Origin of the sequence: Nonomuraea sp. NPDC049624 (assembly GCF_040675255.1) — a bacterium.
Lineage (GTDB): Bacteria > Actinomycetota > Actinomycetes > Streptosporangiales > Streptosporangiaceae > Nonomuraea.
This window is the reverse complement of the sequence record NZ_JBFAOR010000003.1, coordinates 530981-551716: the sequence shown is the minus strand read 5'-3', so window position 1 is coordinate 551716 and position 20736 is coordinate 530981. Positions and strand designations below refer to the sequence as shown.

General features: G+C 74.0%; 21 protein-coding genes. 12 read left to right on the top strand and 9 right to left on the bottom strand.

Annotated elements, in window-relative coordinates; genetic code table 11:
* Positions 1–13: 13 nt before the first annotated feature.
* On the bottom strand, positions 14–472 hold the full coding sequence (locus tag AB0J76_RS13950) for a hypothetical protein (RefSeq protein ID WP_352329041.1): 459 nt from the start codon (positions 470–472) through the stop codon (positions 14–16).
* A gap of 178 nt (positions 473–650) precedes the next feature.
* Between AB0J76_RS13950 and AB0J76_RS13945 the strand changes: the two genes are divergently transcribed.
* The gene (locus AB0J76_RS13945) at positions 651–1259 is read left to right on the top strand and encodes a DNA-formamidopyrimidine glycosylase family protein (RefSeq protein ID WP_352329043.1); all 609 of its coding nucleotides are present in this window, start codon (positions 651–653) and stop codon (positions 1257–1259) included.
* A complete protein-coding gene (locus tag AB0J76_RS13940; RefSeq protein WP_352329045.1) occupies positions 1256–2314 on the top strand; it encodes a spore photoproduct lyase family protein in 1059 nt (352 codons plus the stop codon). Before AB0J76_RS13945 ends, AB0J76_RS13940 begins: the two co-directional genes overlap by 4 nt.
* A gap of 102 nt (positions 2315–2416) precedes the next feature.
* Here AB0J76_RS13940 and AB0J76_RS13935 read toward each other — a convergent pair whose 3' ends face one another.
* The gene (locus AB0J76_RS13935; RefSeq protein ID WP_364389565.1) at positions 2417–3661 is read right to left on the bottom strand and encodes an MFS transporter; all 1245 of its coding nucleotides are present in this window, start codon (positions 3659–3661) and stop codon (positions 2417–2419) included.
* A gap of 109 nt (positions 3662–3770) precedes the next feature.
* Here AB0J76_RS13935 and AB0J76_RS13930 point away from each other — a divergent pair, with 109 nt between their 5' ends.
* A complete protein-coding gene (locus AB0J76_RS13930) occupies positions 3771–4007 on the top strand; it encodes a hypothetical protein (RefSeq protein WP_352330184.1) in 237 nt (78 codons plus the stop codon).
* A 109-nt stretch (positions 4008–4116) separates the two neighbouring features.
* Here AB0J76_RS13930 and AB0J76_RS13925 read toward each other — a convergent pair whose 3' ends face one another.
* Positions 4117–4704: a TetR/AcrR family transcriptional regulator gene (locus AB0J76_RS13925; RefSeq protein ID WP_352330182.1), complete on the bottom strand. Its 588-nt coding sequence runs from the start codon at positions 4702–4704 to the stop codon at positions 4117–4119.
* A gap of 66 nt (positions 4705–4770) precedes the next feature.
* Here AB0J76_RS13925 and AB0J76_RS13920 point away from each other — a divergent pair, with 66 nt between their 5' ends.
* From AB0J76_RS13920 to AB0J76_RS13905, 4 genes are read left to right on the top strand one after another with little or no spacing between them, the layout of a single operon-like run.
* Complete coding sequence (locus AB0J76_RS13920) at positions 4771–6642, top strand: ABC transporter ATP-binding protein (RefSeq protein ID WP_352330181.1); 1872 nt, start codon at positions 4771–4773, stop codon at positions 6640–6642.
* On the top strand, positions 6639–8360 hold the full coding sequence (locus tag AB0J76_RS13915; RefSeq protein ID WP_364389562.1) for an ABC transporter ATP-binding protein: 1722 nt from the start codon (positions 6639–6641) through the stop codon (positions 8358–8360). Before AB0J76_RS13920 ends, AB0J76_RS13915 begins: the two co-directional genes overlap by 4 nt.
* Before the next feature lie 32 nt (positions 8361–8392).
* Entirely contained in the window at positions 8393–8683 is a 291-nt protein-coding gene (locus AB0J76_RS13910; RefSeq protein WP_352326322.1) for a class I SAM-dependent methyltransferase, read from the top strand.
* Positions 8680–9696, top strand: a complete 1017-nt coding sequence (locus tag AB0J76_RS13905; protein ID WP_364389800.1) for an MFS transporter — start codon at positions 8680–8682, stop codon at positions 9694–9696. Before AB0J76_RS13910 ends, AB0J76_RS13905 begins: the two co-directional genes overlap by 4 nt.
* Positions 9697–9708: 12 nt before the next feature.
* Here AB0J76_RS13905 and AB0J76_RS13900 read toward each other — a convergent pair whose 3' ends face one another.
* Entirely contained in the window at positions 9709–10299 is a 591-nt protein-coding gene (locus AB0J76_RS13900) for a D-alanyl-D-alanine carboxypeptidase family protein (protein ID WP_352326323.1), read from the bottom strand.
* 87 nt (positions 10300–10386) lie between these two features.
* Here AB0J76_RS13900 and AB0J76_RS13895 point away from each other — a divergent pair, with 87 nt between their 5' ends.
* Positions 10387–11082 (top strand): response regulator transcription factor, encoded by a 696-nt coding sequence (locus AB0J76_RS13895; protein WP_352326324.1) that lies wholly within the window; start codon positions 10387–10389, stop codon positions 11080–11082.
* Positions 11075–12190 (top strand): HAMP domain-containing sensor histidine kinase, encoded by a 1116-nt coding sequence (locus AB0J76_RS13890; RefSeq protein ID WP_352326325.1) that lies wholly within the window; start codon positions 11075–11077, stop codon positions 12188–12190. The genes AB0J76_RS13895 and AB0J76_RS13890 overlap by 8 nt, the downstream gene beginning before the upstream one ends.
* Here the strand turns inward: AB0J76_RS13890 and AB0J76_RS13885 are convergent.
* The gene (locus AB0J76_RS13885; RefSeq protein ID WP_352326326.1) at positions 12150–12971 is read right to left on the bottom strand and encodes a helix-turn-helix domain-containing protein; all 822 of its coding nucleotides are present in this window, start codon (positions 12969–12971) and stop codon (positions 12150–12152) included. The two genes, AB0J76_RS13890 and AB0J76_RS13885, sit on opposite strands and share 41 nt — an antisense overlap.
* 101 nt (positions 12972–13072) lie before the next feature.
* Here AB0J76_RS13885 and AB0J76_RS13880 point away from each other — a divergent pair, with 101 nt between their 5' ends.
* Positions 13073–13897, top strand: coding sequence for a phytanoyl-CoA dioxygenase family protein (locus AB0J76_RS13880; RefSeq protein ID WP_352326327.1), 825 nt, complete (start codon positions 13073–13075; stop codon positions 13895–13897).
* A gap of 36 nt (positions 13898–13933) precedes the next feature.
* Here the strand turns inward: AB0J76_RS13880 and AB0J76_RS13875 are convergent, their stop codons facing one another.
* The 3 genes from AB0J76_RS13875 to AB0J76_RS13865 form a co-directional block, all read right to left on the bottom strand.
* A complete protein-coding gene (locus AB0J76_RS13875) occupies positions 13934–16456 on the bottom strand; it encodes a hypothetical protein (RefSeq protein WP_352326329.1) in 2523 nt (840 codons plus the stop codon).
* 69 nt (positions 16457–16525) lie between these two features.
* Positions 16526–17131, bottom strand: coding sequence for a cysteine hydrolase (locus AB0J76_RS13870; RefSeq protein WP_352326331.1), 606 nt, complete (start codon positions 17129–17131; stop codon positions 16526–16528).
* A gap of 27 nt (positions 17132–17158) precedes the next feature.
* A complete protein-coding gene (locus tag AB0J76_RS13865; protein ID WP_352326332.1) occupies positions 17159–18400 on the bottom strand; it encodes an MFS transporter in 1242 nt (413 codons plus the stop codon).
* Between the two features lie 134 nt (positions 18401–18534).
* On the opposite strand from AB0J76_RS13865, the gene AB0J76_RS13860 reads away from it, so the two are divergent.
* Positions 18535–19515 (top strand): LysR family transcriptional regulator, encoded by a 981-nt coding sequence (locus tag AB0J76_RS13860; protein WP_352326333.1) that lies wholly within the window; start codon positions 18535–18537, stop codon positions 19513–19515.
* On the opposite strand, the gene AB0J76_RS13855 is transcribed toward AB0J76_RS13860, so the two are convergent.
* Positions 19490–19843: a hypothetical protein gene (locus tag AB0J76_RS13855; protein WP_352326335.1), complete on the bottom strand. Its 354-nt coding sequence runs from the start codon at positions 19841–19843 to the stop codon at positions 19490–19492. The two genes, AB0J76_RS13860 and AB0J76_RS13855, sit on opposite strands and share 26 nt — an antisense overlap.
* Positions 19844–20073: 230 nt before the next feature.
* On the opposite strand from AB0J76_RS13855, the gene AB0J76_RS13850 reads away from it, so the two are divergent.
* Positions 20074–20676 (top strand): cadmium resistance transporter, encoded by a 603-nt coding sequence (locus AB0J76_RS13850; protein ID WP_352326336.1) that lies wholly within the window; start codon positions 20074–20076, stop codon positions 20674–20676.
* Positions 20677–20736 lie beyond the last annotated feature (60 nt).

Genomic DNA, 20736 nt, shown 5'->3' with positions numbered 1-20736 from the left:
CCACCCTTTCCGCTCAGCCGACGAAGGGGGACGCGAAGGCGAACTGTTCCCGGTGGACCAGGTCGGTGACCTGGACGGAGCCCACGCCGCGGTCGAACTGGAAGGGGTTGTCGTCGGGGACGCTCCGCGTGCCGCAGAACGCGGTCTGCCCGTTCTGGAGGTGGATGGCGGTGCACCGGGCGTTGCCGGGGAGCGGGTCGAGCGTGGCGGTCAGGGTCTCGACCTCGACCGCGGAACCCGTGCCGTTGAAGACCTCGGTCTGGGCCTGCTTCCAGGAGGCGCCGGTGCCCCAGATGCAGGCCCGGGCCGACAGGCCGGGGAAGACCGCGCTGGAGACCCAGCTCCCGCAGGTCGGGTCGGCCGCGGCCCGGACGCTGCTCGCGTCGGCCGCACCGGGCGCCGTCACCGCCGCCCCCGCCACCGCCGTCGCGATGAGGGCCCGGGACAGGGCCCTCGCCGTTCTGTCGTTCATCGTGCTCGTCCTTCCGTGGGACGGTATGACCGCCCGAGCGTTTCGTCGCCCTGCGTGAGCGATCACTTACGTCGCGTCCATGCTGTTGGGCCGGAAGGGCGGCGGGCAACGTTCGGTCCACTCAGCGGACCGGCCGCCCGCGGCGCGTCGGCGCAGCTCGCGGGGTAGGGCCCCGGGCATGCCCGAAGGACATCTCATCCACCGGCACGCCGCCGGGCAGCACGCGGACCTGGCCGGCCGGACGGTGCTCGCCGCGGGACCGCAGGGGCGGTTCGACGCGCGGCCGTGGGACGGACGCGTGCTGACGGAGGTGGAGGCGCTCGGCAAGCACCTGCTGTACCACTTCGCGGACGCGCCGACGGTGCACGTCCACCTGGGCATGCGGGGGATCTTCCTGCGGTACGACGACCCCGGGACGTCGCCGCGGCCCGGCACCCGGTTGCGGCTGGCGACCGGCGAGGTGGCCTACGACCTGATCGCGGCCGTGCTGGACCAGAAGGTGTGGTCGGGCATCGGCAACGCGTGGCGGGCCGAGCTGCTGTTCCTCGTCGGCCTGCATCCGAACGCCCGCGGCGTCCGCGCCGAGACCGCCGGGCGGCTGTGGGACGCGGCGGTCAGGTATCTCGCCCTCGGCCGGGACGCCGGGCAGGTGGTGAGTGACCCGGAGGCCCCCTCCGAGGTGTACCGGCGCGAGCACTGCCGAAGCTGCGGCGCACCCGTGCTGACCTGGCAACTCGCGTCCCGGACCGCATATTCTTGCCCCATGGAACAGCCGGAGCGGCCGTGACCGGCCTCCTCGACGTCCGGCGCATCTACGCCGAGCCCGCGGCCGCCGCGCTGCCGCGCGGTCGGGAGATCCTCGCCAGGTTCCCCGGCGCCGAGATCGTCGAGGTCGAGAGCCACCACCGCATCCCCGAGCTGTACGGCGACGAGGCGAACGTGGCCCGCTGGGTGCGCATCAAGACCGAGGCGCTCGTGCTCGGCGTCAAGAAGTCGCTGACGGCCCGGCCCAACGGCCGCTCGGCCGACTTCATCGCGCCCTCCACGGCCAACGGCTGCGCGATGGCGTGCGCCTACTGCTACGTGCCCCGCCGCAAGGGGTACAGCAACCCGATCACGGTGTTCGCCAACATCGACCAGATCACCGGCTACCTGCGGCGGCACGCCGGCCGCCAGGGCGTCAAGCCCCGGCCCGACCAGGTCGATCCCCGCCTGTGGGTGTACGACATCGGCGAGAACTCCGACTGCTCGCTCGACGCCACGATCTGCGACAACGTCCGGGACCTGGTCGAGCTCTTCCGCGACCTGCCCAACGCCAAGGCCAGCTTCGCCACCAAGTACGTCAACCGCGACCTGCTCGGCTGGGACCCGCGGGGGCGTACGCGGGTGCGGTTCAGCCTCATGCCCGCCGCCGACTCCAAGCTCCTGGACATCCGCACCTCGCCGGTCGCCGAGCGCATCGACGCGATCAACGACTTCGTCGCGGCCGGTTACGAGGTCCACGTCAACCTGAGCCCGGTGGTGGTCCGGGACGGCTGGCTGGAGGACTGGGCCGAGCTGCTGGAGCGGCTCGACGACGCGCTGTCGCCCCAGGCCCGCGCCCAGCTCGCCGCCGAGGTGATCTTCCTGACCCACAACGACCGGCTCCACCAGGTCAACCTGGGCTGGCACCCGAAGGCCGAGGAGGTGTTGTGGCGGCCTGAGCTGCAGCAGGCCAAACGGTCGGAGACGGGCGGCTGGAACGTCCGCTACCGCAACGGCCACAAGGGCCGCTACGTCGCCGCCCTGACCGGGCTGATCGCCGCCAGGCTCCCCTACTGCCGCGTCCGCTACGCCTTCTGACGGCCCGCCCCGGCCCCCGGTCCGGGGAACCAGGCGCCGACCGCCTCCCGGCCCGCCACCGTCAGGCCGGGACGCCGACCGGCTCCCGTCCCGGCGGCGCCGTCAGGCCGGCGAGCCGACCTGCGGGGCGCGGCCGATGCTCGGCCGGCCGCGCGCCTCGCGGACGAAGGTCAGCGCCACCGCGCCCGCCACGGGCCCGGCGGCCAGGGTGGCGAACGCGGCGGAGAAGGAGCCGCTGGCCTGGTAGACCGCCCCCACGACGACCGGCACGGTCACGCTGCCCAGCTGCGCCACCGCGTTCGTCGCGCCCGCCGCCGAGCCGGCCAGCGCCGTCCCGGACAGGCCGGGCACCATGGCGATCAGCAACGGCGAGTACAGGTACGCGCCCAGCCCCGCGAACCCGGCCGTCACCAGGAACGCCGTCTCCGTCTCCATGCGGCCGAACAGCAGCAGGCAGCCGGCGAAGGCGACCAGCACGGCGACCGCCGGGCGTTTGCGTCCCCGTCCGGCCAGGTCGGTGGCCAGGCCGATGACCGGTTTGCCCACCGCGCCCGCCGCCGCGAACACCACGACGACCGTGCCCGCCGCCACCGGGTCGAGCCCGTGCCCCTTCACCATGAGGGTGTTGGACCAGGTCACGAAGCCGTACGTGCCCCACAGCCCGCCGAAGCCGGCCAGGCCGATCAGCAGCAGGTCCCGGTCGCGGGCCAGGCCGCGCAGCGGCGGGCGCGCGGCCGGCGCGGCCGCCGGCTCGCGCCGGTCGCGCAGCAGGGTCAGGCACACCAGCGCGAGCCCCATCGACACGATCCCGAACAGCTGGTACGAGGCCCGCCAGTCGTACCACTGGATCAGCCGGGGCACGAGCACGTTGGCGATCACCGTGCCGAGCGAGGACGCCATGGTGAACACGCCCATCGCCAGCCCGCGCTCCCGCTCGCCGAACCAGGACGCGATGAGCTTGACGCCCGCCGCGAAGTCGGCCCCCGCGCAGAGCCCGATCAGCGCCTGCACCGCGACCCCCGCCCCGGCGGACGGCACGGACCCGAACACGATCATGAAGCCGCCCGCCGTGAACAACGACCCCGACAACACGACCCGGCTGCCGATCCGGTCGCCGAGCAGCCCGCCGCCGATGTTGGACAGCACGTAGCCGACGTAGTACGCCGTCGCGAACGCCCCCAGCCCGGCCAGCGACACCCCCAGCGCCTCGCCCGCCTGCAGCGACGCGGGCCCCCAGGTGGAACAGTCGACGGAGGTCATGGTGAGCGAGGCCCAGCAGAGCAGCAGCACGACCCACCGCCGCGGGGACCGGAGCTCGACCGACGGTGACCCTGTGTAATCGCTCACGTGCGGTCACGCTACTGCTTCACACCACACCATGTGACTCTCTGTACTTGAGCTATAACAATCTGCTACTGTCGGCGGTCCTTCCAGACCACGTCGAGGGGACCTCGAGATGTTCAAGAGAAGACGCGGATCAGCCGGCCTCGCGATCGCCGCCGCCGTGGCCGGCGTGCTGACCTCCGCCGCGCTGGCCGGGCCGGCCCGCGCGGCCGCTCCCGTACCGCTGCCCCACCCCTACCCCGGCTTCGGCCCCGCCTGGCCGGCCCCGGCGGGCCCGGCCCACGTCCACGACCAGGCCGCCCGCGGCGGCCAGGGCCTGCTGAACAAGATCGCCTCCGGGGTGTCGTGACCCCCGCACCGGCGCAGGCGCCGGGCGTCGGCCTACGGCGACGCCCGGCCCGTCCACTCCGCCGGGAACCCCCCGCCTGACCACCCGCGGAGCCGACGCGGCACGCGGATCAGGCGCCGGGCGCTTCCCCGGGCTCGCCGGCGAAGTGCCGCAGAACCATCTCGGTCAGCGCGTCGACGTCGGCCTCGACCATCGGCTCGCCGGTCATGCCCATCCGGTGCAGCAAGGTGCCGACGACGATGTCGATGTAGAGCAGGACGCGCTGCTCCGGCTCGCCGAGCGCCTCCTGGAGCGCGAGCCGGTACGGATCCTGGAACCGGGTGGACAGGACCTCGCGCAGGGCCGGATCGCTGACGGCGTCGCTGAACACGCCCGCGAACGCGTCGCCCGTGCCCGGCTCGCTGATCTTCCCCGCGATCCAGCGGATGGTCGAGGACATGATCTCGGCCCGGCCGGCGCCCTCCAGCGGCGCCGGGCCGAACGCGTCGAGCAGGCAGTCGACGATCAGCTCGCCCTTCGTCGGCCAGCGCCGGTAGACCGTCGTCTTGGCCACGCCGGCCGCGGCGGCGATGCGCTCGACGGTGGCCCGCGCGTAGCCGAGCTCGTGGACGGTGCGCAACGTGGCGGCGAACACCTCGGCGTTGACGCCGGAGCGCGGGCGACCGGGCGGTCTGGCGGAAGTGCTCGCTCGGGTCATGCCTGAACGATAACTTATTGCGCTACCGTAAGTATCGATACTTCAGGTAGCGGAATTGGAGGACCCATGACCGGCAGCCGCGATCCGAGCCGGGAACACCGGCCCACCCCCGAGCCGCCCGGGTCACGCGCGGCCGTCCCCGTGCCGCCCGCGGCCGTCCCGCCGCCGGAACCGGGCACGGGCGGGCTGCTGCGGCCGCACGTGCCGGCGTTCGTCGCCGTCGTCGTGTCGCAGGTGATCGGCGCGGTCGCGGGCCTGGCGCCGCTGCTGGCGGTCGTCGAGGTGGGCCGCGTCCTGCTGTCGCCGGGCCCGGTGGACGCCGATCGTGTTCGGATCGCGGTGCTCGCGGGCGTGGCCGGGCTGTTCGTGCGGCTGCTGCTGACGGGCGTGTCGTCGGGGCTCGGGCACGTGCTCGACGGCCGGGTGCAGCTGTCGTTACGTCGGCGGCTGGCGGACCGGCTCGGGCGCGTGCCGCTCGGCTGGTTGTCCACCCGCCGCACCGGCGAGCTGGCCAAGGTGGTGGGCGAGGACGTCAGCGCGGTGCATCCGTTCATCGCCCACGCCCCCGGCGACCTGGCCGCGGCGTTCGTGGTGCCGGCGGTGTCGCTGGCCTACCTGCTGACCGTCGACTGGCGGCTCACCCTGATCACGCTGATCCCGGTGGCGCTGGCCCTGGCGCTGGTGCCGCTGATGATGCGGCCCGCGCGGCTGCGCGAGCAGGAGGAGTTCGACGCCGCCATGGGGCGCATCGCCAGTTCCGCCGTGGAGTTCGTGCAGGGCATCGCGGTGGTCAAGGCGTTCGGCGGCTCCGGGCGCGCCCACCGCGCCTTCCTGCGCGCCGCCGACGACTTCGCCGGCGTCTTCGGCCGGTGGGCGCGCGGCATGTCCCTGATCGCGGCGGGGATGCAGGTCGCGTTGTCGCCGCCGTTCGTGCTGCTGGTCGTGCTGGCCGGCGGTGCGGCCCTGATCACCGGCGGCGGCCTGGCCCCGGCCGACCTGCTGCCCTTCCTGCTGCTCGGGCTGGGCCTGACGGCCCCGGTCGCGGCGCTCGGCCACGGCTTCGACGATCTGCAGGCCGCCCGGCGCGCGGTCGGCCGGATCAAGGACGTGCTCGCGGTGCCGCCGCTGCCGGAGCCCGCCCGTCCGGTCGTGCCCCGGGGGCACCGCATCGAGCTGCGGGACGTGCGGTTCGGCTACGACGACGGCCGCGAGGTGCTGCGCGGGATCGACCTGGAGCTGGAGCCGGGCACGGTCACCGCGCTCGTCGGGCCGTCGGGCGGCGGCAAGTCCACGCTGGTGCGGCTGTTGCCGCGGTTCTTCGACCCGACGCACGGCTCGGTCGTCCTGGGCGGGGTCGATCTGCGCGAGATCGGCAGCCGGGAGCTCTACCGGCAGGTCTCCTTCGTCTTCCAGGACGTCCGGCTGCTGCGCGCGTCGGTCGCGGACAACATCGCGCTGGGCGTGCCGGACGCCGGCCGCGAGGAGATCGTGCGGGCCGCCCGGCTCGCGCACATCCACGACCGCGTCCTGGAACTGCCCCGCGGGTACGACACGGTGATCGGCGAGGACACCGGCCTGTCCGGCGGCGAGGCGCAGCGCATCTCGATCGCCCGCGCGCTGCTGGCCGCCACGCCCGTGCTGGTGCTGGACGAGGCCACCGCCTTCGCCGACCCGCAGACCGAGCAGGCGGTGCGCCGCGCCCTGGCGACCTTGGACGGCGATCGGACGATCCTGGTCATCGCCCACCGCCTGGAGACCGTCATCGACGCCGACACCGTCGCCGTCCTGGAGAACGGGACGATCGTCGAGCGCGGCAGACCAGCCGACCTGCTGGCGCGGGACGGGCGGTTCGCCGCGTTCTGGCGCTCCCACCGATCGGCGCTCACCGACGAGACCGAGACCGGCGACGCCGTGCCGCAAGGAGGACGATCCCGATGATCCGCATGTTGCTGCGCGTGCTGGGACACCGCTACGCCGGACCGGCGCGCCGCACCGTGGCCCTGATGACGACGACCGCCGCGGCCGAGGGGCTGTCCTGCGCGCTGCTGGTGCCCGTGCTGCGGGCGTTGTTCGGCGGCGCGCCCGCGGACGCCTGGCCCTGGCTGGGCGCGTTCGGCGCCGCGGTCGCGGTGTACGCCGTGCTGCGCTACACCAGCGACCTGGCCGGCATGCGAGTGGGAACCTCGATGTTGCGCGGCATGTACCACCGGCTCGGCGAGCACCTGGCCCGGCTCCCCCTCGGCTGGTACGACACCGGCCGGGTGGGCGAGGTGTCCGTGATGGCCAGCCGCGGCCTGTTGCAGGCGATGAGCATCATCGCCCACCTGCTGGCGCCGTTCGTCTCCGCGCTGGTCACGCCGTTGACCATCGTGGCGGTGATGTTCACCGTCGACTGGCGGACGGGGCTGGCCGCGCTGGCCGCCGCGCCCGTCGTGGCGGCGGTCCAGCGCTGGACCGCCCGCTCGACGGCGGCGGCCGACGCCGAGCGCCACGAACGCGACAAGGAGGCCGCGGGACGCGTCGTCGAGTTCCTCCAGACCCAGCCGGTGCTGCGCGCCGCGGGCCGCACCGGCGAACGGTTCGCGCTGCTCGACGACTCGCTGCGCGAGGTGCGGCGCGCCTCCCGGCGTACGGTGGTCTCGACGTTGCCCGGCGTGGTGGGGCTGGCGCTGGTGGTACAGGCCGCGTTCAGCCTGATCCTGGCGCTGGGCGCCTACCTGGCGCTGGGCGGGGAGCTCGGCGTGGCGGAGGTCCTGGCGGTGCTCGTGCTGACCGCCCGCTGCGCGGACCCGCTGCTGTCGCTGTCGGAGGTCGGGGGCAAGCTGCGTGCCGCGCGTTCCGTGCTGGCTAGGCTGGACGCGGTGCTGCGCACCGAGCCGCTGCCCGAGCCGCGCGAGCCGGCCGAGCCGGTACGCCACGACCTGGCGTTCGAGTCCGTCGCCTTCCGGCACGGCGACCGCGCGGTGCTCGGCGACGTGTCGTTCTCCGTGGCCGAGGGGCAGCGGCTCGCCGTGGTCGGGCCGTCGGGGGCGGGCAAGAGCACGCTGCTGCAACTGCTGGCCCGCTTCCACGACGTGGACGCGGGCGCGGTCCGCGTGGGCGGCGTGGACGTGCGCGACATGAGCACCGAGGCGCTGATGAGCCGGATCTCCGTCGTCTTCCAGGACGTCTACCTGTTCGACGGCACGATCGAGGACAACGTGCGGCTCGGCCGTCCGGACGCCGGCGAGGCCGAGGTGCGGGCGGCGGCGACGGCGGCCCGGCTGGACGAGGTGGTCGAGCGGCTGCCCGGCGGCTGGGCGGCGAACGTCGGCGAGGGCGGGGCGCTGCTGTCCGGCGGCGAGCGCCAGCGCGTCTCGATCGCGCGGGCGCTGCTGAAGAACGCCCCCGTCGTGCTGCTGGACGAGGTGACCTCGGCGCTGGACCCGGTGAACGAGGCGGCCGTCCACGAGGGCGTCGAGCGGCTGCTGGCGGGGCGTACCGTGGTCATGGTCGCCCATCGCATGCGGACCGTCCAGCACGCCGACCACGTCGTCTTCCTCGACGGCGGCCGGATCGTGGAGGCCGGCTCCCACGACGAGCTGCTGCGCCGCGGCGGCCGGTACGCAAGCTTCTGGAACGCCTCGGCGGCCGTCCCCGGCTCGATAATGGAGTGAACCAGCTGGATCATGTGCGTACCGTGGCGAAGGTGGATCCAGCTGACTTCTACACCGGCCTGGTCGCAGAGCTCTACGGGCCGCTGAAATCCGTCTCCCAGGACCCGGAGCCCTATGCCGCCTTCGTCGGGCGTACCGGCGTCCCCGCGCTGGAGCTGGGCTGCGGGGACGGCGAGCCCCTGCTGGAGCTGCGCCGGCGCGGCCTGGACGTCGACGGCGTCGACTCCTCGGCGGACATGCTGGCCCGGCTCCGGCGCCGGGCCGGCGAGCTGGCCGTGACCGCCGTCACCGGGCCGGACGGCGACCCCGTCCCCGCCCCCTGACGCTGGGCCTGTTCGCCGACATGTGGGGGCGGCGCCGGACGCTGGTCGCCTGCGGCTGCCTGATGGCGGTGACCGGGGCCGTGTTCGCGCTCAGCGAGTCCTACCCCGTCCTGATCGCCGCCGCCTTCATCGGCACGATCTCGCCCTCCGCCAACGACAACACGCCCTTCTCCGGCGTGGAGCAGGCCATCCTCGCCCAGACCTGCCCCCAGGCCCGGCACACGTCCGTCTTCACCTGCTACAACGTCACCGCCCTGGCCTCCGGCGCGCTGGGCGCGCTGGCCGCCGCCGCGCTCGGGCTCCAGACCTGGACGTCGGCCCCCGACGCCGCCTTCGCCCTCTACGCGCTCCTGGCGGCCGGGACCGTGACCCTGTTCTGGAACCTGACGCCGCAGGCCGAGCCGCCCCGGACCGCGCCCGCCGGCCCGGAACGGCGTCACGGGCGGGTGCCCGGCCAGGTCCGGCTGCTGGCCGGACTGTCCGCCCTGGACGCCCTGGCCGGCGGGCTGGCCGTCCAGGCGGTGCTGGCCTGGTGGTTCGCCCATCGCTTCGGCGCGACGACCACCCAGCTGGGCCTGGTGTTCTTCGCCGCCAACCTGCTGCCGGCGCTGGCCCAGCTCACCGCGCCGGTGCTGGCCGCCCGGCGCGGCCTGCTGGCCACGATGCTCCTCCCGCACACCGTGGCCAACCTGCTGCTGGCCTGCATCCCGTTCGCCCCGGACCTGGCCACCGCCGTCGTCCTGCTGCTGCTCCGCCAGACGGTGTCCAAGATCGACGTACCGGCGCGGCAGGCGTTCACGGCCGCGGTCGTCCCGCCGGGGCAGCGTACGGCCGCCGCCGGCATGACCAGCCTGGCCCGCGGCGTCGCCGTCTCGGTCGCGCCGATCGCCGCCACCACCATGCTGACCGGCACGCTGGCCGCGCTGGGCGCTCCCCTGCTGCTCGGCGCGGCCCTGGGCCTGGGCTACGACCTGGCGCTCTGGCGCGCCTACCGCGGCGTGCCCCTGTCCTGAGCGGGACGCGGGTCAGCGCCGCAGCCTCGGGTCGCGGGTGGGGTCGGCGTACATGCGCGGGCAGCCGCGGCCGACGGCTTTCGGACGCAGTTCGTAGTGCCAGGGCTCGTTGCGGTAGATCTGGCACAGCCCGTACGCGGCGCCGTGCGCCGACAACCATCCGGCGGCGGCCGCCCCCAGGTCGACCGCGTCCCCGGACACGTGCAACGACCTGTCCGGGGAGGCGACCCATCGGGCGGCCTCCCGCGCCGAGCCGTACCGGGCGACCGCCTCGAGGCGCAGCCGCTCCTGGTAGGCCGGGGAACGCCGGCCGCTGTTGACGACGAACTCGACGCCGTCGCCCGCCGCCGCGGCCGCCGCCCGGCGCAGGGCCCGGAGCAGGTCGGCGTCGAGGCCGGCGACGGCCGGGACCCCGTCGTCGAAGACCGTCGCGCCGTCGGGCACGGCCCCCTCGGCCTCCTCGTACGCCGAGACGGCCGGGGACGTCGCCGCCTGATGCACGACGACGCCGGCGGCGAGCATCACACCGAGGACGACGAGCGCGGCCACCAGGGCCGGTCGGGCCAGGCGGGCTGCCGTTCGTGCTGGTCCGCTGGGTATCATGCCGCCAGTCAAGGCAGCGGGCCGTTGCCGGCCCGTATGGGATTTTTCATATGCCGGCGATAGGCCCCGGGCCGTACGGTCAGGGGCATGCGGGTACTGATCGTGGAGGACGAGCCCTATCTGGCGGAAGCCGTCCGCGACGGCCTGCGCCTGGAGGCGATCGCCGCCGACATCGCCGGCGACGGGAACACCGCCCTGGAGCTGCTGAGCGTCAACGCCTACGACATCGCCGTCCTCGACCGCGACATCCCGGGCCCTTCGGGCGACGAGATCGCCGGGCACATCGTCGCCTCCGGGAGCGGCATGCCCATCCTCATGCTCACCGCCGCCGACCGGCTCGACGACAAGGCCAGCGGCTTCGAACTCGGCGCCGACGACTACCTCACCAAGCCCTTCGAGCTGCGCGAACTCGTGCTCCGCCTCAGAGCGCTCGACCGCAGGCGGGCCCACAGCAGGCCGCCGGTGCGCGAGATCGCGGGCCTGCGCCTGGACCCGTTCCGCCGCGAGGTCTTCCGCGACGGCCGCTACGTCGCGCTCACCCGCAAGCAGTTCGCCGTGCTCGAAGTCCTCGTCGCGGCCGAGGGCGGGGTCGTCAGCGCCGAAGAGCTCCTGGAGCGGGCGTGGGACGAGAACGCCGACCCCTTCACCAACGCCGTCCGCATCACGGTCTCGTCCCTGCGCAAGCGCCTGGGCGAGCCCTGGGTGATCGCCACCGTGCCGGGGGTCGGCTACCGCATCGACACGGCGCCGGCGGCCGGGAGCGAGGGGGACGATCGTGGGTAGGGCCCCCGGGCTGAGCGTGCGGCTCAAGCTCACCCTGAGCTACGCCGGGTTCCTCGTGGTCGCGGGCCTCGTGCCGCTCGGCGCCGTCGGGGTGTACTACATGCGCGGTCTGCCCGACGACGCCATCTACTCCACCGGCGACTTCATGGTCAACCGCTCGGCCATCCTGCGGTCGTTCGCCCCGGTCGCGGCTCTCGTGCTGGTGTTCCTGATGGTGTTCGGCCTCGTGGGCGGGTGGCTGCTGGCCGGCCGGATGCTCGCGCCCCTGACCCGCATCACCGACGCCGCCCGCGCAGTCACCGGCGGCTCGCTCTCCCACCGCATCCGGCTGCCGGGCCGCGCGGACGAGCTGCGCGAGCTCGCCGACGCCTTCGACACCATGCTCGTACGGCTCGAGGCGCACGTCGCCGAGCAGCGCAGATTCGCCGCCAACGCCTCCCACGAGCTGCGCACCCCGCTCGCCGTCGCCCGGACGCTGCTCGACGTCGCCCGCACCGACCCCACCCGCGACCCCGCCGAGCTCGTCGACCGCCTCCATCTGGTCAACACCCGGGCGATCGACCTCACCGAGGCGTTGCTCCTGCTCAGCCGTGCCGACCAGCGGTCCTTCCCGCGCGAGCGCGTCGACCTGTCGCTGATCGCCGAGGAGGCCGTCGAGACGCTGCTGCCCCTCGCCGAGCGGCGCGGCCTCGCCGTCGAGACCGCCGGCGACCTGGCCCCCGCCACCGGCTCGCCCGCGCTGCTGCTGCAGATGACGACGAACCTCGTGCACAACGCGATCGTGCACAACCTCGCCGGGCAGGGCATGGTGTGGGTCACGACCGCCGTGCACGCCGGGACGGTGACCCTCACCGTCGAGAACACCGGCGACGAGCTGCACCCGGACGTGGTCCCCACGCTGGTGGAGCCGTTCCGGCGGGGCACCGACCGCGTCCGCGCCGATCACGCGGGGGTCGGGCTGGGCCTGGCGATCGTCGGCAGCATCGTCCGGGCGCACGACGGGACGCTCGACCTCGTCCCGCGCCCGTCCGGGGGCCTGCGCGTCACCGTGCGCCTCCCGGCGGGCGTCACGGAGGGCACCCCCCGTCGGCGCTCGCCCGCCGCCTGAACTCCGTGGGCGTCAGGCCGGTCGATTCGCCGAAGGCCCGGTAGAAGCTCGACCTCGTCCGGAAGCCGCTGGCGTGCGCGACCCTGTCCACGCCCCAGCCGGTGACCAGCAGCAACCGGCAGGCGTGGGCGACCCGCAGCCGGGTGACGTACTGCCAGAGGGGCATGCCGAGGGCGCGTTTGAAGGCCAGGGCCGCGTAGGTGGGGTGCACCCCGGCGGCTTCGGCGATCTCCTCGACCGTCAGCCGGTCGGTGTAGCGGCGGGCGACGACGGCCAGCATCCGCTCGGCCGATCCGGCCGCCGCCGCTTCGGCGGGCGCCGTCCCGCGCGGCCCGCCGGTCAGGCGGGCCAGCCGGGCGTGCATCTCCAGCAGGCAGACCTCGGCCACGGCGGGGGCCGGCTCGTGGCGCAGCTCCCGGTCCCAGCGGCTCATGAGGAAGCGGTCGTGCTCGCCCTCGGCGGCGGTGCCGTACAGGAACTCTCCCGACAGCGCCCGCTCGACCGCGCCGCGCAGCGGGTCGTGGCCGATGACGGCGCTCAGCGGGACGGTGGCCCACAGGAAGTCCACGCCTTCGGCCGTGAGCAGCCGGTGCGGGTAGCCGCCCCAGAAGACGGCGAGCCGGCCGGGCGGCAGGTCCACCTCGCCGCCGACGGTCGCGTACCTGGCGGTGCCCGACAGGACGAGGTTGAACTCGACCTCGGGGTGGAGGTGGGAGCGGGGCATGGGGCCCGACGTCACGTGGAACGCCTGCAGGCCGATGACCTGGGCGAGAGATCGCACACCTTGAGGATATGCGACATCTGCGATCTTCCGGGTGGATGACCAGAACGACCCCATCACGGCAGAGTGGCGGCATCTCACCACACCCCGGAGGTTCCACCATGTCCGAGCTGGACGACTTCCTGTTCGACCTCAACGGCTACCTCATCCTCAGGAACGCCGTGGACGCGGATCTGCTGCGGCGGCTCAACGAGGAGTTCGACGCCTTCCCCCGCCACCTGGCCAGGGGCGAGTGGTACCGGGGCGCCCAGCGCCGCGACTACACCCCCGAGACCGGCTTCGAGCTGCACCAGGCGGTGGCGGCGGGCCGGCCGTTCGAGGAGCTGGTCGACCACCCGAGCTGGTTCGGCCTGGTCAGGCACTACGCGGGCGAGGAGGACAGCTACATCCCGGGCGTCTTCGTCGACGAGACGATCGCCTCCATCCGCGAGTCGGGCGGGCACCACCCCGTGCACTCCGGCGGCTACCGCACCGCGCTGCGCTGCGGCTACCGCTACGACCACGGCGTCTTCCGGTGCGGCCAGGTCAACATCATCCTGGCGCTGACCGACATCGGCGCGGGCGACGGCGCGACGATGGTGGTGCCGGGCTCGCACAAGTCGAACTTCCGGCACCCGCTGGCCGGCGACTACGCCAGGGGGGACCGCATGGACACCCTGCCGGGCGCGATCCCCGTCCACCTGGACAAGGGCGACGCGCTGCTCTTCGTGGACGGGCTCATGCACGGCGGCTCCACCCGGACCAACCCCGGCGAGCGCCGCGTGGTCATCTACCGCTACGGCCCGGTATGGGCGGGCAGCAGGTACGGCTACGTCCACGACGAGTCCTGGCTCGGCGGCCTGACCGAGCAGCGTCGCAAGGTGCTCTGCCCGGTCCCGCCCGTCCGCGTCGGCGACCCCTGCCCCGCGGAGCCCGGCGACAGGTGAGCCCCGGCCACGCCCCGCGCGCGGGCGTGACCGGGCTCAGCGGCGGGGGCAGGCGAACTCGTCGTGCGGGCCCCAGGTGGTCTTCACGTCGCCGCCGTCGCGGCGGCCGCACTCCATGGCCACCACCGGCCCTTGGGAGGTGTCGCGGAGGATGAGGAACCTCTTGTCGGACGGCACGACGGTCACCGCGCCCGACGCGTTGCGGGGATCGCTCGGGTAGACGATCGTCCCCGTGGCGCCGCGCAGGCCGGCGTCGCCGCCGACGCCGAAGGAGGACAGCACCTGCACCGAGCCCCGCCCGCACCCCGCCGCCTTGTTGAGCTGGCAGACGGTGTTGACGGCCGTGGCCATGGTCATGAGGGCGTCGTAGGCGAGCGGCCCGCGCCAGTGGTCGTACCAGGCGTCGTGGCCGTAGGCGGCGGAGTAGCGGTCGAGGTACTCCTTGCCCATCTCGTTCGGCGGCCGGCTGGGCAGCGCGTGCGCCGAGTAGTAGAGCGTGACGCCGTCGAAGGACAGTTGCTGCGCGCGCGCCACCGTGGTGGTGACGTCGGCCCCGGCCAGCACGGTGAGCGCGCTCGGGCAGGCGTTCTTGCCCTTGACGGTCTGCAGGAAGTCGCGCAGCCGCTGGGCCCGTCCCGGCCAGACGACCAGGGTGCGCCGCGGGTCCTTGGCGACGATCGCGCACGTCTCGTCGGCCAGCGCCGACAGGCTGTAGACCGTCTTGCCGCCGGGCTGGGGGCTCTTGTTCGACGGCGAGAACCACAGCTGGGTGCTCGGCCGGAACTCGGCGGCGAGGTCGTCGCTGAGGGTCTTGCTGTAGTCGTCGTCGGGGTCGCCGAGGATGACGGCCGACGCGGCGGGGGCGCAGGTGCCGTCCTTGGCGGGGATGACGCCGGCGTTCCTGGCGAAGGCCGCGATGAGCCGGGCCTGCTCCGGGTTGTCGTAGGAGACCTGGTGATAGAGCGGGTGCGACTGGAAGGTCTCCGAGGTGGCGCCGATGCCCAGCATGGGCAGGCCGCCGTCGCCGAGGATCCGCTGGGCCTCGATCGTCTCCTTCCTGCTCTCGCCCAGCCCGATGACGCCGAGCACCTTGCGGTCCGGCTGGGCCGCGATCCTGCGCGCCATCTCGGGCGCCTTCGCGTACCCGGCGCCGGCCTCCTGGACGTTCACCCGCACGAAGACGTTGCCGTCGTAGTTGCGCCGGCTGTGCGGGGTGGTCTCGGCCATGTCGTTCATCTTCTGCTGGGCCAGCCGGATCCCGCGCAGTTCGGGGAGCACGCCGTTGTACTCGGGGTGCTCGAAGGTCACGACGCCGGAGCCGAGGTACACCACGGTCTTGACGGTGTACCCCTGCTTCTCCTTGGCCGCGACTCTGGCGTTCTCGGCCTCGATCCGCTGCTTGTCCGCGGCGTAGAGGCGCTGCGCCCCGGCGGCGTCCGGGACCGGGGAGGGCGGGCCCGCGGAGCCGGGCGCGGGCCGCGCGAGGCAGGAGGTGTCCGGCGGCCGGATCGGGGGCAGCCAGGGAATCGCGAGCACGACCGCCAGCCCGGCCACGGCCAGGCCCTGCGCCACGGCCTCCGTCGTGGCGAGCGCGGGGCTGCCGAGCCGTACGGGGATCCTGGTGCGGCCCGCCAGGGCGGCGGCGTCGAGGCCGTCGGTCCCCTGGATGACGCCCTCCGTCGTGGCAAGGGCCGTCGTGGCAAGGGCCGTCGTGGCGAGGGCCGTCCTGCCGTCGAGAGCGCTCGCCGTCCACCTGAGGTCCGGGCCCGGGGCCTCGGCGTCGGACGCCGGGGCGGCGATCACGATCGTGCGGCGTACGCGGGTGTCCCGTACGGCTTCGGCGACGCGGTCGGTGAGCGCGGCGTCGCCGGTGACGAAGAGCACGAACCTGCTGCGGCGACGCCGCCGCCACGGTGACAGCCTGGGGGTGAAGGCCGCCTCCAGGTCGCGCAGGAGCGCCCGGAGCAGGGCACCCTCCTGCTTCTCCCGGTCGGGGCCCCACATGAGCCGGCCGGCTTCGGGGAAGAAGTCGGCCTTGTCATGCCCGATGTGGCCGGGGAACCAGCCGCGGGTCCGGCGGCGCCACGACCAGCGGAAGACTCCCCGGATAGCCCAGCCCGCCACGATGAACAGCAGAACCTGGAAAAACAATGACAATCCGCCTACTTGGTTGGCGCTCCGGACGAAATAGGCGAGATTTGGGTGGAGGTCGTGAAAAGCCAGCTCTAGTGCACCGGTTGCCTGCTCACCTTCCTTTATCGCCTTCAACACCCGATAACGGGGAAAACGCACCGTGCCCCAGCCGCGTGGCGTCGTGTTCCCCAGCTGGACGACGATCCCGTCCAGGCCGGTGGCCGCGTCGACCTCGGCGTACGGGACGAGCGGCCGGTCGTCGGCCGTGCGCAGGCGGCGGGCGAGCGCCTTGACCACGACGCCGGGGGCGGCCGCCCGGGTGCCCTTATAGATCTTCACGACGAGCGCCGGAGCGGCCCTGCGTGCCGTGACTCTTTCGTCGATCATCGAGGCGAACGCGTCGAAGTCGCCGTTCGAGGGAGCCATGCACCCAGTATTGGGGGCGCGGGTAATTCGGCCCGCCCGCGATACGAAAGTGAAATCGAACGTTCGCGGCTATCGGCTTGCGCGCAGGAGCGACAGCAGCCCGGCGGTGTCGACGACGTGGGCCGTTCTCGGGAACACGCCGCCCATCAGCGTCCGGTGGAGGTGCGGGTCCGGGTCGGCGACCCCGTCCGACAGCACGTGCAGCCGGTAGTCGCGGTCGGCGGCGTCGGCGACGGTGGACAGGACGGCCCCGCCGGTGGTGAGCCCGGCGACGACCAGCGTGGTGATCCCGCGCTCCCGCAACCGCCGGTCGAGGTCCGTCGTGGACAGCGCGCCGACCCGGGTCTTGCGGACGACCAGGTCCCCGGGCTCGGGCGCGACCCGCGGGTGGAAGTCCGTGCCGGGATCCGCGTGGTGCAGCAGGCGTCCGCGCCCGATGAGCGAGAACGTCGGGTTGGCGGCCGGGATCGCCGCCCAGTCGGCCTCGGTGAAGCCGAGCCGCACGTGGACGACGGCGGCGCCGTGCGCGCGCAGGCCGGCGGCGGCGCCGGCCACCCGGGACAGCAGCGCCTCCTGCTCCTCCGGACCGGGCAGCGAGGCGAGCACGCCCTGCTGGAGGTCCAGGACGAGCAGCGCGGTCGTGCGGGGGTCGAGCTCGGGGGACGTGACGGTCATCGTTATCTCCTTGGTGATGAGGGGGATTCAGGCGTGGGACGCCGGCACCGGCTCGGGACGGGCCGCGGCGGCGCGCCGGGGAAGCAGCAGCGGGGTCGCCAGCAGGAGCACGCCGGCCAGGCCGATGGCCGTGCGGGGGCCGAGCAGCGCGCCCAGCACCCCCCATGCGGCCGTCAGCAGCGCGGTCGACGCCTTGGTCGTCACCGACCAGGCCGACAGCGTGCGGGTGATCCGGTCGTTCGCGGTGCGTTCGAGGCGGTAGGTGGCCGAGACGGGGTTGAAGACGCCGCAGCAGAGGATGAGCCCGAGTTCGACGCCCATCACCAGCAGCAGCCCGCCGGTGCCCGGCCCCACGAAGGCCAGCCCGACCGGCCACACCGCGCGCAGCGTCCCGGTCACGACCAGGACGCGGTGCTGCCCGAACCGGGTGACCAGCGGACGGGCCAGCCGCGCCCCGAGCAGCCCGCCGATCGCGGGCACGGCGAAGGCGAGACCGTACTGCCACGAGGCGAACCCCAGCCGGCCGAGCATCAGGACGGCCAGCAGCGCGTCGGCGGCCATCAGCAGCCCGTTGAACAGGGCGGTGTTGAGGAACAGCGGGCGCAGCGCGGCGTCGGCCAGGATGTAGCGCCAGCCGTCGAGCAGGTCGCCGGCGCGCATGCGGGCGGGATCCCGTCGTCCGGGGCGCGGCTCGGCGCCGCCCGCCGCGCGGACGCCCAGGGCCGACAGCAGGTAGCTGACCGCGTCGGCCACCACCGTCGCGACCGGGCCGAGCAGCGCGATCGCGGCGCCGCCCAGCGGCGGCCCGACGATCGTGGTCGTCCAGGTCGTGGACTCCAGGCGGGCGTTCGCGACGAGCAGGTGCTCGCCCGGCAGCAACGTCTTGAGGTACGCCCCGGAGGCGGCGCGGAAGGTGATGTCGGCCGCCGCCACCACGACCGAGACCAGCAGCAGCTGGACGAAGGTGAGCACGCCGAGCGCGAACGCGGCGGGGATCGTCAGCAGCGCCGCGAACCGCACGAGGTCCGCCGCGATCAGCACGGGCCGCTTGCGGCGGAACTCCACCCACGGGCCGAGCGGCACCGCCACGGCCGCGCCCACCGCCGCGCCCACCGCCGACAACGCCGCGACCTCCGCCGGCCCGGCGTGCAGCACCTGGACGGCGATCAGCGGGAACGCGCCGAAGGCGAGCCACGTGCCGAGCGCGCTGGTGCCGTACGCCGCCCACAACCATCCGAACCGGCGGCCCAGCCGGTGCCCTTCCCTCATGTCCGACGCTCCTCGTCCTTCGCCCGTACAACCGATATGCGATCGGGAGCATGCAATCGTGCCGGTGACCAGGAGATCAAACAACTGGATGCCCCGATCTGCACAACCAGTGGTTGTGTCCGTAAGGTGTGCGTATGGACCTCGACATCGTCCGGACCTTCGTCGCCGCCGCCGAGGCGGGGCAGTTCCAGGAGGCCGCCGCCGACCTGGCGGTCACCCAGCAGGCCGTCTCCAAGCGCATCGCCGCCCTGGAACGCGACCTCGGGGTGCGGCTGTTCACCCGCACCCCGCGCGGCACGAAGCTCACCATCGACGGGCAGGCGTTCCTGCCGCACGCCCGCGAGCTGCTGCGGGTCGCCGAGCGGGCGGTCGCGTCCGTACGGGCGGGCAGCCGTCCGCTGCGGGTCGACGTGCTGGCCTCGCGCGGCGTGGGGTCGAGCCTGATGCGCGGCTTCCATCACGCCCACCCCGGCATCGACCTCGACGTGGTGATGTTGTTCGACATCGACGCGGCCGTCTCCGCCATCCGGTCCGGCACGATCGACGCCTCCTTCCGCGCCGTCGCCATGCCCGGCCGGCCCCTTCCTGACGACGTCGAGTCCGCCTGGGTGGTCGACGAGGCCCTCCAGCTCCTCACCGGCCCCGGCCACGCGCTGGCCGACGCCCGCTCGGTGACCCTCGGCCGGCTCGCCGGACACCGGATCTGGATGCCCGGCCTCGCCCCCGGCACGGAGTGGACCGCCTTCTACGACGACCTGGCCGCCGAGTTCGGCCTCACCATCGAGGCGACCGGCCCCAACTTCGGCTCCGACGTGCTCCTCGACACCATCGCCGACACCCCGGCCCTGGCCACGTTCATGGGTGACCGGACCCGGCTCGTCTGGCCCGCCGGTCACGGGCTGCGCCGCATCCCGGTGACCGGCCCCACGCCCGTCTACCCCCACTCGCTCCTGTGGCGCCGCGACAACCCGCACCCGGCGCTGGCCACCCTGCGCGCCCACCTCGCCGCCGCGGCGGCCGAGCCCCAGGCCGGGACGTGGGCCCCGGCCTGGGCGCGGCGGAGGCACGGCCTGCCCGCGCCCTCGCCGGTCAGCCCTCCTGCGGGCCTTGGGTGACCCAGTAGTCCTGGAGCAGGGTGTTCTTGGGGCACCACTCCTCCGAGACGGACGTTCCTCCCACCATGGGCCCGGGGCGCTCCGGCTCGATCCCGCAGCGGATGTGCACCTGGTGCCAGTGCTGGTAGGTGCCGGGCAGGCAGACGGACCGCGCCCCGAACTGCTCGTACCTGATGACCGTGCCGCCGACGCGGTGGGTCTGCTCCGCCCGGCAGGGGCCGTCCGCCGCCGCCCGCGGGTGGGCGTCCGGCCCGGCGTGCGCCGGCCCGCCGGGCAGCGTCAGGGCGGCGGCGAGCGCGGCGGTGGTGAGTGCGCTGCGTGCGCGCATGGTGGTCTCCTTCGATCGGGGTCGGCGGAAGCGGCCGACGCGCTCCGGGGCGCATCGGGCGTGCCCGCCCGGCCGCGTCCGGTGGACGACAGCGAAGCCGCGCCGGCACGGTGTCCAACAGCATCTCGGCCGAACCCGCCCGGTGTGGGACGCCGGCCTCGACGGCTCTCAGGCCCGTCTGCGCCCCGATAGGGTCATCCGGGCATCTCCGGACAGAAGGACCCTCTCTGGTGAATCTGGGCATCGTCGGGCAGGCCGCGGGGCTGTTCGCCGTCACCAACATCGACGACATCCTGATCCTGGCGTTGTTCTTCGCCCAGGGCGCGGGCAGGCGGGGCGTCGCCGTCCGGGTCGTGGCGGGCCAGTACCTGGGGTTCCTCGCCCTCGTGGCGGTGGCCGTGGCGGCGGGCTTCGGGGCGACCTTCCTGCCCGGGTCGTTGATCCCGTACCTCGGGCTGCTGCCCCTCGCCCTGGGCGTCAAGGCCGCCTGGCAGGCGTGGCGGAGCCGCCGCGACGGCGACGACGGCGAACCGGACGCCGACCCGCCCGGCGGCCCGAGGACGCTGGAGGTCGCCGCGGTCACCTTCGCCAACGGCGGCGACAACATCGGCGTGTACGTGCCGGTCTTCGCCACCTCCGGTCCCGGCGCCACCGCCGGGTACGTCGTCGTGTTCCTCGTCCTGGTCGGCGTGTGGTGCGCGGCCGGACGGTTCTTCGCCGCCCGTCCCCTGGTCGCGCGCGCCCTGAGCCGGTGGGGGCACGTCCTGCTGCCCGTGGTCCTGATCGGGCTGGGCCTGCTCATCCTCGTCGAGGGCGGCGCCTTCGGGCTCTAGATCCGGTGAAACTTCGACGCGGCCCGAACCAAGGGCCGGGCGGGGGCGTCCAACAAGATC